Source organism: Planktotalea sp. (genome assembly GCF_965659345.1).
GTDB lineage: Bacteria > Pseudomonadota > Alphaproteobacteria > Rhodobacterales > Rhodobacteraceae > Planktotalea.
In genome coordinates this window covers 61,179-73,934 of the sequence record NZ_CBFHVK010000008.1, presented here as the reverse complement: position 1 = coordinate 73,934, position 12,756 = coordinate 61,179, and the positions used below count along the sequence as shown (strand labels likewise).

Annotated in this window: 13 protein-coding genes; 9 read left to right on the top strand and 4 right to left on the bottom strand. The window is 52.7% G+C overall.

Annotated features, from left to right (window positions below; genetic code table 11):
- Positions 1-2: 2 nt before the first annotated feature.
- A complete protein-coding gene (locus ACTG3Z_RS08100) occupies positions 3-749 on the bottom strand; it encodes a DsbA family protein (protein WP_439142443.1) in 747 nt (248 codons plus the stop codon).
- A gap of 24 nt (positions 750-773) precedes the next feature.
- On the bottom strand, positions 774-2,075 hold the full coding sequence (locus ACTG3Z_RS08095; protein ID WP_439142441.1) for a M48 family metalloprotease: 1,302 nt from the start codon (positions 2,073-2,075) through the stop codon (positions 774-776).
- Positions 2,076-2,131: 56 nt separating this feature from the next.
- On the opposite strand from ACTG3Z_RS08095, the gene ACTG3Z_RS08090 reads away from it, so the two are divergent.
- Positions 2,132-3,280, top strand: coding sequence for a pyridoxal phosphate-dependent aminotransferase (locus ACTG3Z_RS08090; protein WP_439142440.1), 1,149 nt, complete (start codon positions 2,132-2,134; stop codon positions 3,278-3,280).
- Here the strand turns inward: ACTG3Z_RS08090 and xth are convergent.
- Positions 3,277-4,056, bottom strand: coding sequence for an exodeoxyribonuclease III (gene xth, locus ACTG3Z_RS08085; RefSeq protein WP_439142438.1), 780 nt, complete (start codon positions 4,054-4,056; stop codon positions 3,277-3,279). The genes ACTG3Z_RS08090 and xth overlap by 4 nt on opposite strands.
- A gap of 158 nt (positions 4,057-4,214) precedes the next feature.
- On the opposite strand from xth, the gene ACTG3Z_RS08080 reads away from it, so the two are divergent.
- The 4 genes from ACTG3Z_RS08080 to ACTG3Z_RS08065 all read left to right on the top strand — a co-directional run bounded on the left by ACTG3Z_RS08080 (position 4,215) and on the right by ACTG3Z_RS08065 (position 7,166).
- Positions 4,215-4,559 carry a hypothetical protein gene (locus ACTG3Z_RS08080; RefSeq protein WP_439142437.1) on the top strand — a complete coding sequence of 115 codons (345 nt, stop codon included), beginning with the start codon at positions 4,215-4,217 and terminating at the stop codon, positions 4,557-4,559.
- 271 nt (positions 4,560-4,830) lie between these two features.
- Positions 4,831-5,100: a hypothetical protein gene (locus ACTG3Z_RS08075; protein WP_439142435.1), complete on the top strand. Its 270-nt coding sequence runs from the start codon at positions 4,831-4,833 to the stop codon at positions 5,098-5,100.
- A gap of 57 nt (positions 5,101-5,157) precedes the next feature.
- A complete protein-coding gene (locus ACTG3Z_RS08070; RefSeq protein ID WP_439142434.1) occupies positions 5,158-6,255 on the top strand; it encodes a DUF6902 family protein in 1,098 nt (365 codons plus the stop codon).
- The gene (locus ACTG3Z_RS08065; protein ID WP_439142433.1) at positions 6,252-7,166 is read left to right on the top strand and encodes a DMT family transporter; all 915 of its coding nucleotides are present in this window, start codon (positions 6,252-6,254) and stop codon (positions 7,164-7,166) included. Before ACTG3Z_RS08070 ends, ACTG3Z_RS08065 begins: the two co-directional genes overlap by 4 nt.
- Before the next feature lie 2 nt (positions 7,167-7,168).
- Here the strand turns inward: ACTG3Z_RS08065 and ACTG3Z_RS08060 are convergent, their stop codons facing one another.
- Positions 7,169-7,492: a HesB/IscA family protein gene (locus tag ACTG3Z_RS08060; protein ID WP_375267306.1), complete on the bottom strand. Its 324-nt coding sequence runs from the start codon at positions 7,490-7,492 to the stop codon at positions 7,169-7,171.
- A 77-nt stretch (positions 7,493-7,569) separates the two neighbouring features.
- Between ACTG3Z_RS08060 and ACTG3Z_RS08055 the strand changes: the two genes are divergently transcribed.
- From ACTG3Z_RS08055 to ACTG3Z_RS08040, 4 genes are all read left to right on the top strand, one after another.
- Positions 7,570-8,706 carry a deoxyguanosinetriphosphate triphosphohydrolase gene (locus ACTG3Z_RS08055; RefSeq protein ID WP_439142432.1) on the top strand — a complete coding sequence of 379 codons (1,137 nt, stop codon included), beginning with the start codon at positions 7,570-7,572 and terminating at the stop codon, positions 8,704-8,706.
- Positions 8,707-8,846: 140 nt separating this feature from the next.
- Positions 8,847-10,580, top strand: coding sequence for an arginine--tRNA ligase (argS, locus tag ACTG3Z_RS08050; RefSeq protein ID WP_439142431.1), 1,734 nt, complete (start codon positions 8,847-8,849; stop codon positions 10,578-10,580).
- Positions 10,581-10,657: 77 nt separating this feature from the next.
- Positions 10,658-11,737, top strand: a complete 1,080-nt coding sequence (locus ACTG3Z_RS08045; RefSeq protein ID WP_439142430.1) for an SPOR domain-containing protein — start codon at positions 10,658-10,660, stop codon at positions 11,735-11,737.
- A complete protein-coding gene (locus ACTG3Z_RS08040; RefSeq protein WP_439142429.1) occupies positions 11,737-12,744 on the top strand; it encodes a glycoside hydrolase family 3 N-terminal domain-containing protein in 1,008 nt (335 codons plus the stop codon). The genes ACTG3Z_RS08045 and ACTG3Z_RS08040 overlap by 1 nt, the downstream gene beginning before the upstream one ends.
- The last annotated feature ends 12 nt before the right edge of the window (positions 12,745-12,756 follow it).

Genomic DNA, 12,756 nt, shown 5'->3' with positions numbered 1-12,756 from the left:
GTTTAGCCGCGCGCTTCGTCCACGATCTGCTTCATTGCATCGAGCGGGACGTAACCGCGGACAAGCTGGCCACCCATCACAAATGTTGGCGTTCCACGGATCGCCAAACGCTGTGCAAGTGCGCGCGTATCATCGATTTCTTTTGTGACGTCGTCACTGCCCATCTTCGCAACAATCGCCGCCCCATCAAGGCCAAGGCTTTCCGCCAAACGACCGAAGGCTGCTGCTGTAGGTTGGCCGCCGTAGGCCATAAGCGCGTCGTGAACGGCTTTATATGCGTCATTCCCTGCAATCTGTTTTGTAGCAATCGCAAAGCGCGATGACAGGGTGGAGGCTTCGCCAAGAATGGGCAGTTCTTTGACGATCAAGCGGATGTTGCCATCGCTGGAGAGCAAATCAGCAACTTCGTCATGTGCCTTGCGGCAGTATCCACAACGGTAATCAAGAAACTCAACGACTGTGACGTCGCCCTCAGGATTGCCGCCAACCCAAGAAAAGCCATCCTCAAAAAGTGCCTCCGCATTGGCCGCAACAAGCGCAAGATCATCGACCGCTTGTTGTTCTTGCTGTTGCGCTTCCATCTGGTTGACAGACTCCAGAATGACTTGCGGGTTGGCCATAATGTAGGCGCGAATTTCTTCTTGTAGTGCCGCACGCTCTGCATCGTTCATTGCAGTAATGTCAAAGGCGTGAGCAGGCGCAGTAAGTGCTGCAATACAAATGCTTGTTGAAGCTAAAAATCGTTTCATGTGATCGCTTTCCCAATCAATCGTCTATTTTTCTCTTTGTGCAGCACTGAGCACATCTTGCGCCCTTTGCCAAGGACCGGACCCTCGCGGTAAGCGGCCAGCTGCGCGTTTGGCATGGATTTCTGCGTCTTTCAGACGGCCCGTCAACGCGTATCTCTCGGCTACAGCAAGAGATGCCATTGCGGGTTGGCCTGTCTGTGAATACGCGCTGCCAAGATCGCGCAAGGCTGATGGATCTCTAAAATCTCGTGAACGCGCGTTTTCCAGAACGCGAAGTGCATTCTTTGGTTGGCCGGCAGCCAGCAACGCGCGGCCATAGCCCGCAAGGATAAGAGTGTTGTTCGGTGAAAGCTTAGCTGCCCGCGCATACGCATTCACTGCTGCACCATATTGACGACCCTCCAGTAAGATCTGCCCCAAAAGCTCATGGTAATATGCGTCATTCGGGCGTGATTTCAGCAGGTTTTGCATCACGCCAGCGGCTTTTCCTGTTTGAGCACGGCGATGATGAGCGACGGCTTGCATCATCAGTTTGATGTCCGCAACGTTCATTTTATTAGCGCGGCGCAGTGTACTTTTGGGGGCCTGCTGGAATGCCCAGATTTTCGCCTTTGCGCGCTCGAACCAATAGCTGCTTGTTGCATTGTAAGGAATGTCGCCACCGTACCGAGCGACATAAGCTTGCATCGCGCGCACGCGGTCTCGACTAAAGGGATGGGAGCGTGCGTATGGGTCTTGGCGCGCTTGTGACAGCACGTCTTGACCTTTGAAAATATCATGCACTTCGATGGCACCGCGCGTGGAAATACCAGCGGCTGCGAGATACCGCACAGCAGACTGATCAGCAGAGCTTTCTTCCGCGCGGCTATGACTGAGAAAGCTACGCTGCGCAGAGGAGGCCACGCCAAGCGCGATTGCGCCAGAGCCGCGCGCACCGCTCGCAGCGACAGCGGCAGCAAGCGCAATGCCGAGGCCCGTGACGTTATTGCGGTTGTTCATAACTGCTCTGCGGCGGGTAAGATGACCGTTTGCAATATGCGCTGCTTCATGGGCAATGACCGATTGCAAAGCTTCTGCGGATTTAAGTCGGGTCACCATGCCTGTATGCAAAAAGATCGCGTTTGAATCGAGCACGAAGGCATTTGGAACACGGCTGTCGATCAGCAAAATCTTTACGCGGTTTGGGTTTAGATCCGCCGCTTGCAAGATTGGCCGCGCAAGTTGGCCAAGCGCATGTTCAATATCTGCATCGCGAACAAGAGTTTGGGCGCGCAAAGGCAGTGCGCAAAGACTAAGCATCACAAGTAAAGTCGTGAGCAGACGCATTGACTGTTCCTTCAATTCGCGGTGAAACCGCAGTTAACTCAGGATGGGAGAGAGTAGTGCGAAACTCAAGTCGTGGAATGGTTGATCCCTTTATTGTGATGGACGTCATGGAAGCTGCGCGCGCGGCTGAAACTGCAGGGCGTCACATCATTCATATGGAAGTCGGTCAGCCCGGAAGTGCGGCACCAGAGGGGGCACGCATGGCTGCCGCAGCGGCGATGCAAGATGATGCGCTTGGCTATACTGTCGCGCTTGGTCTACCTGCACTTCGCGCGCGCATAGCGCAGCTATATGGGGAGTGGCACAACGTTGATCTCAATCCAGAACGTGTTGTTGTGACCTCTGGTTCGTCAGCGGCCTTTTTGCTCGCATTCACAGCGCTTTTTGATGCGGGGGATCGCGTCGTGATTGGTGCACCGGGGTACCCGAGCTACCGGCAGATCCTAAAGGCTTTGAGCCTTGAACCCGTTTTGATCGACGCCCAACCTGAAAACCGATTGCAGCCGATTGCCGCAGATTTGAAGGGGTTAAACGCGCAAGGCTTGATGGTCGCCTCGCCCGCGAACCCGACGGGAACGATGCTAAACCACGCCGCGATGTCGTCACTCATTGGCGCCGCTCAGGACGCAGGCGCGGCATTCATTTCTGATGAGATTTATCATGGCATTGAGTATGAGGCGAAAGCAGTAACTGCGCTTGAGATCACCGATGAGGCTTATGTCATCAATTCGTTTTCCAAGTATTTTTCGATGACGGGATGGCGCATCGGTTGGATGGTTGTGCCAGAGGATCATGTGCGCATTATCGAACGTTTGGCGCAAAATATGTTCATCTGTGCGCCGCATATTTCACAAGTGACAGCGCTGGCAGCGATGGATTGCCATGACGAACTGCGCGCAAATATGAAGGTCTATAGCGACAATCGCGCTCTCATGCTTGAGGAGTTGCCGAAAGCAGGCCTAGGTAAATTCGCACCACCTGATGGCGCGTTTTACGTCTATGTGGATGTGAGTGAATACACCGATGACAGCCGTCAATTCGCCGCTGAAATATTAGAGCAGGCAGGTGTTGCAGTCACTCCGGGGCTCGATTTTGACAGAAAGCGCGGGCATCAAACCCTACGTCTGTCTTATGCGCGAAGTACAGAAGACATTATCGAAGGACTTACGCGCCTCAAAGCGTTTATGAGCAATCGGCGCGCTTAGTTATCAAGCTCAACCCAGACAGGCACGTGATCAGAGGGTTTTTCTTTCGCCCGCACGTGCTTGTCGATCTGACAATCAAGCAAGATGTCAGCGACAGCAGGACTTAATAGGAAATGGTCGATGCGAATCCCGTCGTCTTTGTTCCACGCACCGGCTTGATAATCCCAAAAGCTGTAATGCTCGGGTCCTTGAACGCGCGTACGAAACGCTTCTGTTAAGCCCAAATTTAGTAACCGGCGATAGGCTGCGCGGCTTTCAGGGCGCGCAAGTGCATCTTCTTGCCAAGCTTTTGGTCTGCGCGCGTCTTCGTCTTGTGGAATGATGTTGTAATCACCTGCCATCAAGAACGGCGTTTCATCGGCAAGCAAGGCTTGTGCGCGGGCGTGCAAACGCTCCATCCATGCGAGTTTGTAATCGTATTTAGGACCGGGGGCAGGGTTGCCGTTGGGCAAGTATAGACCACAAATACGAATGGCTTGCTTGCCGACAACTGTGGCCTCGATCCAGCGGGCTTGCTCGTCACTCTCGTCACCCGGCAGGCCACGGGAAACGTCCTCCAGTGGAAGCTTGGACAGAATCGCGACGCCATTAAATGATTTCTGACCGTGAGTTTCGACATTGAAACCCATGTCTTCGAACAACTCGCGCGGGAAGTTTTCGTCCACCGATTTGATCTCTTGCAAAAGCGCGACATCTGGCTGCGCTTCTTCAAGCCATTCTGGCAAAGCCGCAATGCGCGCTTTGATGCCGTTGATGTTAAACGTGGCGATTTTCATGGCGCGCGCTCCTGATTGCTTGCGTGTTGCTATCTCCTAAAAGGTCACTCTTGCAAGCGATCAGCTCATCAAAACGTGAGCGGGTTGCGGCATTTTTCCCCCGTGCGCAGATGCGCGCTGGCTATTAAACCAAAAGAAATTCAACCTTTGGGGGCGACATGCTTAAGATTTTCAGTTTTTTAAAGAAAGAAACAGGCGAAGTTAAACTGGTCACAATGCGTGAGCGGTTTGAAGCGGCACAAAGCGAAATCAACGCGGTACTTGGTGATATGGCAGAGATGCCCGCTATCACTATCGATGCACATGCGCGCCGGATAGAAATCGCCACGCCTGATCATTTCGCCGATGAAGCACTCGCGTTGCCTGCGCCAGAGCCAGAGCCAGAGCCTGAAGTTGAAAGCACGTCATCAGATGAAGAGCCGACAGACGTCAAAGCGGATAACGCGGCATCCAACGATGACGCTGAGGCCAAGGACGCGCAGAGCGAAAAACCTGCCGCTTGATTCGTCAAAAACCCTGATTTTTGAGGGACCGGTCTGCGTTTTGCAGGCCGGCCTTTTTTTATTCCCTGTGGAAAGGTCTGTGGGAAACTTGTGTATTAAAAAAAATTTTAGGCTGAGGATAAGTTTTAAAAAAGTGACAAAGCACAACCCTTTAATGTATATTTAAATTGTGGATAAACTTAAAGGTTAACGCGTATTAATAAAGTTAAACTTTAAAATGCACGTTATGGGTGCAAGCATTGGGGTACTGAAACCCTATTGGAGAAATTTGATGTCTGCACTTTTGAAGGTAAACACACGTAGCTCAGTAACACTTGATGGACTGCATGGCGGCAGTGACACTGCTTTGTTCACGTCCGGTTCTGCGCCAAGCATGGATAGCTCACTGCACGGCGGACACGGTGCTGCGTTGTTCACATCGGGATCTGTCCCAACACATAGCGGTGAAAACACAGCTTTGTTCACCTCCGGGTCCGCACCAAGCAGCGTTTCCGCACAATCAAGCGGTGCATTGACTGAGCTTTTCACGTCCGGCTCTTAAGGCTGACGCGAAGGTAAAGGCGGCCGAGACAGCGGCGTCGCACATGGGAGAATTTAAATGTCTATGAATGTGATTTCATTGTCTCGCCACCAAAAACAGCGCACCACAAAAATGGGTGCGCTGTTACAAAGCTTCGCGACCCAGCGGCGATCTGAAGACGATGTCTATTGGCTGAAAGAAAACGCTGAGGTTTTGAACATTCTTGAGTGCACAGGGACAAAGGTGTCGGCACAAGAACTTGATCCATATGCGCGATATTATGATATTCTTCCCGAACGAATTTACTTCTTTCCTCAATATTACCGGTTTTTCCTGTCACTGGCGCTTGATCTTGAAGCGCTTGGTATGGCGGGGGAGCATGCAGAGCAGCTTTGCGAATTCGTGAGCGCGCATGATCTTCATAAAGCAGAACTGTCGGATTTGCAGCGCGCTGAAGCGATGCGGCTGCTATCAAGGCGCGGGTATAGTATTGAGGGCAACGTCGCTTTGCGCGAAAGGCTTCATGATTTTATCGATCACCCACAAAGCTTTGCATTGCCGAATAGAAAAGCGGCTTATGAACTTACCCATATCATCTTTTATCTGTCTGAATATGGCCGTTGTGATCCGAAGGTATCTCCAAAAGCGGTTCAAAGCTTGATCTTTACAGGGCTTTTGGCCTTCCTTGAGCAGAACGCTGACTTGCTATCAGAGGTCTGTGTTGCATTGCGCTATGCAGGTCAAACCCCGCCCGAGGTTTGGGAGGCTTGGATTAAAAACCAAACAAACGCGTTTCAAATTGTCGCTCAAGGACAAAGCGCGGCCGATCAGTATCACGAATATCTTGTGTCAAACTGGGCATGCTCAGAGATGGGGGCACAGGCGTTCAACAAAGCCTACACACCATCTGAAACAGCGTTTTACAATGCGGTTCAGCCGCTTGGTGCGTTGGGCGAAATTTCACAAGTATTGCTTGAGTGGAGCGGTCCGCGCAGCGCTAGTTGGGATCTGATGGAACAGAAGGTGTTTGCTGCACTGCCTGACAGCGTCGCCTCGCATCTTTTTGATGTTGTGAACTCTACATCAGAATTCCCCGCGCTCTTTCAATATTTCGCGCGTGCCAATGCAAATCAAGAACGAGTGCACCTGCCCAAACGATTGGAGCGTCTCAAATGAGCGGCGCGCGTTTTGCTATCTTTGCGAGCAGTGCACTCGGCGGCCTGATCTTAATTCTGCTCTATTGTGTTTTGGCGACGGGGGCAGATGCGATCACGAGGATGGTCGCACAAGACTTTGAAGCGCCGCAGTTGTTCTTTTTCTCAGGTGGGATTGTTGCTGCCTTAAGTTTGATAATGTGCCATGTAAAAAAGGACAGCGTGACATCCCTGCGCTCAAAGCGTCCACGCACGCTCGCGCTAAGATCGCTGCTGTTTATTGCGGCATGTGTGTTTTACTTTTTCGCATTCCGCTCACTCCCTTTTGCAGAAGTTTTTGTTTTCATAGCACTCGTTCCGATATTTGCGGCGTTTCTAAGTGGCCCAATTTTGGGCGAGCCTGTGAGCTGGAAGAACTGGCTTGCGTTGTGCGCGGGGGTTTTTGGCATGTTTTTGCTCTACCCGGAGGGGCTGGGCACGCTGACGTTCGCGCACCTGAGCGCCGCTTTAGGCGCGCTTAGCGGATCAGCAGCAATGGTTCTTGCACGCCACATCAGCCGGGATGATGACAATGCTTTGTTACAGGTATTGTACCCGAACCTTGCTTTGTTTTCGGTGATGGGGTGCGTCTTGCCCTTTGTGTATAGACCGATGGATGCGCTCGATTTGGTTTTGATCGCGTCTTATGCCAGCTTGTTGTTTCTTGCACGCTGGGTGTTGGTGTTGGCACTGACACATATGAAAGCCTACGTTGCGACGCTCTTGATGAACCTTCAGTTTGTTGTGATGATCATTGTAGGTGCTGTACTTTTTGCAGAGCTGCCAAGCCTAAATCTGATCATCGGTGCAAGCGTGATTATTCTAGCCAGCGCATATCTTTTGCTTGAAACCAAAGGAATTCATTTACGTGCGCGCCGCGTCGTAACCGCTTGATATTACATAGAGAAGCTGGTTCCACATCCGCAAGAGCTGCTCGCATTGGGGTTTTCAATTGTGAAGCGCGCGCCGATGAGTTCTTCGGAAAAATCAATCACCGCGTTTTCAAGAAATGGTAACGACATAGAGTCGACAACAACCTTTTCGCCAGATCCCTCAAGCACAAGATCATCGCCTGCGGGCGCATCAAGCTTTATGTCGTATTGAAAGCCCGAACAGCCGCCACCTTCTACAGCCACGCGCAAGGCCTGGCCTTGCTCGGCGGCACCGATTTCGGAAAGGCGCTCAAACGCGCGTGCAGTCACTTTTGGGGGCAGGTTCATATGTGTTTCCGCCTGTGGGCTTTTTCTGTTGCTATCAATATAAGCGTGCACGGGACAAGCGGCAAGGACGGGACTTCATGCGCGCAACATATTCTTGTGATCCAGCGCAAACGCGCGGGCGGCTGGTGGCTGAAGAAGAAAGCGCGCATCGCACGTGCTTTCAACGAGACCGTGACAGGATCATTCATTCAAGCGCCTTTCGGCGGCTGAAACATAAGACGCAGGTGTTTGTCGAACATGAGGGCGATTATTTCCGCACGCGCTTGACGCATTCTATTGAGGTCGCGCAGGTCGCGCGTACGATGGCCGGCGCTTTGGGACTCAACGAAGAGCTGACTGAAGCCATCGCTCTCGCGCATGATTTGGGGCATACGCCGTTTGGGCACACGGGTGAGGATGCGCTCGATGCGCTGATGCAACCTTACGGTGGCTTTGATCATAACGCGCAGGCCGTGAAAATTGTGACGGCGCTAGAGCGTCACTACGCTGATTTTGACGGGTTGAATCTCACTTGGGAGACGCTTGAAGGGCTGGCCAAACACAATGGTCCTGTGGTGGGTGATTTGCCCCATGCCTTGAGCGAGTATAATGCGCGTCATGATTTGGAGCTGCATACGCATGCGAGTGCGGAGGCACAGGTTGCGGCATTGTCAGATGATATTGCCTACAATAATCATGACCTTCATGACGGTCTTCGTGCGGGTCTTTTCACGCAAGATGACATTTGTGAACTGCCGATTGTGGGCGCTGCATTTGCTCAGGTGGACGGACTTTACCCTAAGCTTGATCCGACGCGGCGCATGCATGAAGCGCTACGCCGTGTATTTGGCGTGATGGTGTCTGATGTGATTACGACGAGCCGTGCAAATATTGCACACAGCGGTGTTAAAACTGCGCAAGATGTGCGTGACCTTGGTTCCACAACTGTGTTGTTTTCCAAAGATTTGTGGCGCGACTTGAAAGTTATTCGCAAATTTTTGTTTGCCCGCATGTATCGCGCGCCCTCTGTCGTGGATATGCGCACGAGAGTGACCTCTGTGGTCGAGAATTTGTTTCCTTTGTTTATGCAGCAACCCGATTTGTTGCCCAGCGAATGGCGCGCCGATGTGGATCGGGCCGAAGGAAAGACTGAGCTTGCACGGATCGTCGCAGACTACATTTCTGGCATGACGGATCGATTTGCGCAGCAAGAACACGATCGGCTTCTGGGTTAAAGAAAAAAGGGGGCCAGCCCCCGTCGCTTGTGCGACTCCCCCGGAGTTTATTTGGAAAAATGAAGAGCTTGCTTGGGCTAAAGCGTTGAATGTAGCGCTATGCATGATATGAGCGGTCCAAACCCAATAGGACCAGTTCGATGAACCTTTTTGACGATATCCGCGCTGCTGTTTTGACCGCTCTTGAGGCGATGCAAACGGCTGGTGATTTGCCGAGTGATCTTGATTTTGCGAACGTTGCTGTCGAGCCACCGCGCGATGCAGCGCATGGCGATATGGCAACGAATGCGGCGATGGTTTTGGCGAAACCTGCGAAAATGAAACCGCGCGACATTGCGGATGCGCTGGCGGTGCATTTGGTCAACGATGCGCGGATTGAAAGCGCAGATGTCGCAGGACCGGGCTTTTTGAACATGCGTTTGTCTGTTTCGCTTTGGCAGGATGTCTTTTCTGCTGTTTTGGAGCAAGGGGATGCCTTTGGTCGTTCTGACATGGGGCAGGGCAAAAAGGTCAATGTGGAATACGTGTCTGCCAACCCGACGGGTCCTTTGCACGTGGGTCACACGCGGGGCGCGGTGTTTGGGGATGCTTTGGCGAGCCTTCTGGATTACGCGGGATACGACGTCACGCGGGAGTATTACATCAACGATGGTGGCGCGCAGGTCGATGTGCTGGCGCGGTCTGTTTACCTTCGCTACCTCGAAGCGCATGGCCAAGAGGTTGCATTTGAGGATGGCACGTATCCAGGGGATTATCTGATCCCGGTTGGTGCGGAGCTGAAAGACAAGGTCGGTGACGCCTATGTGGGTAAGCCCGAGAGCGAGTGGCTCTTGGAGGTGCGTGAGTTTTCGACAGAGAAAATGATGGATCTGGTGCGGGCCGATCTTGCATCCCTTGGTATCGAGATGGACCGTTTTTACTCCGAGAAATCGCTCTATGGCACAGGCCGGATTGAATCTGCGATTGATGCGTTGAAGGACAAAGGCTTGATCTACGAAGGCGTGCTTGAACCACCAAAGGGCAAGAAGCCTGAGGATTGGGAGCCGCGTGAGCAGACTTTGTTCAAATCGACCGAGCATGGGGATGATGTGGATCGTCCTGTGATGAAGTCTGACGGTGCTTGGACCTATTTTGCGCCTGATATCGCGTATCACTATGACAAGGTCACCCGTGGCTATGACATGTTGATCGATGTCTTTGGTGCAGATCATGGTGGCTATGTGAAGCGGATGAAGGCGGCTGTGTCCGCATTGTCTGACGGCGAAGTGCCACTTGATATCAAGCTTATTCAGCTTGTGAAGTTGTTCAAGAATGGCGAGCCGTTCAAGATGTCCAAACGGGCAGGGACGTTCGTGACCTTGCGCGACGTTGTGGATCAGGTTGGCTCTGGCGCGACGCGGTTTCACATGCTCACGCGTAAAAACGATGCGCCGCTGGATTTCGATTTTGACAAAGTGTTGGAGCAATCCAAAGACAACCCTGTTTTCTATGTGCAATATGCCAATGCGCGGGTAAATTCTGTTGTGCGCAAGGCAAAGGATGCGGGCTTTGATTTAAGCCTCGCACCTGACTTGAGTGTTTTGAGCCATGAGGCGGAGATAGCCGTTGCCAAGAAGCTTGCGGAATGGCCGCGTATGGTTGCGCTTGCTGCACGCACGAATGAACCACATCGGATTTCCTTCTATCTCTATGATTTAGCAAGCGAATTTCATGCGCTTTACAATCGTGGCAATGATTTGCCAGAACTTCGGTTCTTACAGGATGACTCAGAAGCCACATCTATTTCTAAAATAGCGCTCGCGCGCTCTGTGCAGGTTGTGATTTGTGCCGGCCTCGGTATCTTGGGCGTCGAACCGGTAGAAGAAATGCGATAAACGACATTCCTCACGCCGGACTAGAGTAGGCAAAAGATGCGCGCGGCACGGTATCGCGGGCACGGATGTGAGGCAAAATGGCAGATTTTCCAATGAATGGGCGCGGATACGCGCCCCAAGCGGGATCGTATCAAGCGTATCAAGGCTATCAACAGCCTCCTGCGCAACCACCTGCTGCGCAGCCTCAATCCGCCGGTAATTCTGTGCGCGCGGCAGCTGCTTTGACAGGTGCGGGTATTTCGTTGGCTTTGCTCGTGGGCGTCGGTGCTTGGAGTTACCAGCTGATCGCGCGGGATGTCGCCGGTGTTCCTGTCGTGCGCGCTGTGCAGGGCGAGATGCGTATTCGTCCAGCAGATCCTGGTGGCGCGGAAGCGCAGAACCAAGGGCTTTCTGTGAATAATGTTGCTGCGGCTGGCGGGACCGCGGGGCCGTCTGATCGTATCGTGCTTGCCCCCGAACCAATCGATCTGGCGAGCGAAGATACAGCACTTATCGATCAACTCGCAGCAGCGCAGCCGCGTTTTGCGCCAAGCGAAAATGCGACTGATACGCTGACATTGACGGCACCTGTTGAAGAGGTGACCGCTGAGATCGACCCGAAGATGGCGTCGATTGAAGCATTGGCCGCACAAATTGCTGCGGGTGCCACGCCGTTGACCACCCAAGGCCAAGTGCAAAGCGCGCCAGTTGTAACATCCGTTGCGAATGTGCAGCCCACAGCTGCGCCAACACGTGCGGAACCTGCGCCGCTTGTTTTAAGCCAAGATGCGATTGCAGGCAGTATTCCAGGTGTGACGATTTCGTTGCGGCCAAAAGTCCGCCCTGATGGGGTGAGAGCCGCCTCGCTTGGCACTGTTGCGACAGGCGCGAGCGGCGTAAATGAGATTAACCCTTCTGCAATTCCCGCAGGAACGCGGCTTGTTCAACTTGGTGCTTATGAGAGCCCGGAGATCGCGCGCCAAGAATGGACGCGTTTTTCAGAGCGGTTTGCAGATTATATGGCAGGCAAAGATCGCGTTGTTCAGAAAGCGACAAGCGGCGGACGTATCTTTTATCGTTTGCGCGCCCATGGATTTAGCGATCTTGCGGATGCACGACGGTTTTGCTCGGCTCTGACAGCTCAGAACACCGACTGTATCCCAGTGGTCACACGCTAATGGCAAACGGGGCAACCATCCTCGGCTGCCTTGGCACGACGCTTAGCGCGCGCGAAATCAGTTTCTTCAAAGAAGCGGATCCTTTCGGCTTTATCTTATTTGATCGCAATCTTGAAACACCGGATCAAATTCGTGCTTTGTGTGACAGCTTGCGCGATGCTGTTGGCTGGGATGTGCCTATCACGATTGATCAAGAGGGTGGTCGCGTGCAACGGCTACGTCCTCCGCTTGCGCATCAGTGGTTACCGCCTCTGGATGATGTTCAGCGCTTTGGTAAAAACGCGCCGCGCGCAATGTATCTACGCTACCGCATTATTGCCGATGAGCTGTTCTCCCTTGGGATCGATTCAAATTGTGCGCCAATGATGGATATTGCCAGCGAAGACACGCATGATTTTCTCAAAAATAGATGCTATGGCAGTACGTTAGAAGATGTTGTTAAGGTGGGTCAAGCAGTGGCTGGTGGCTTGCTTGATGGCGGTGTCCTTCCTGTTTTGAAGCATATTCCAGGACATGGACGGGCCGTTTCTGACAGCCACCTTGATCTACCGATTGTCGATACCAACGGTGAAGTCTTGCGTCAGAGCGATTTCGCGGCATTTGAAGCCTTGAATGACCTACCAATGGGCATGACCGCGCATATCACATATACCGCTTTTGATGACCGTCCTGCGACATTGTCCCCAAAAATGATGGCTGTCATCCGTGATGATATCGGCTTTGACGGGCTTATGATGACCGATGATATCACCATGAAAGCTTTGACCGGATCACTCGCCGAATTGTCGCGTCTGTCAATTGATGCAGGATGCGATATCGTTTTGCATTGCAATGGTGATATGGCGGAAATGGAAGAAGTTGTCGCTGCATCTGGGACTATGAACGACAAGAGCCAAAGCCGTGCTGATGCCGCGCTCGCATGTCGTCGCACCCCAGATCCGGTTGACATTTCTCATTTGCACGCGCAGCTTGAAGCGCTTGCAAATGAGGCAGGACATGACGTCTGATACCACGGACAC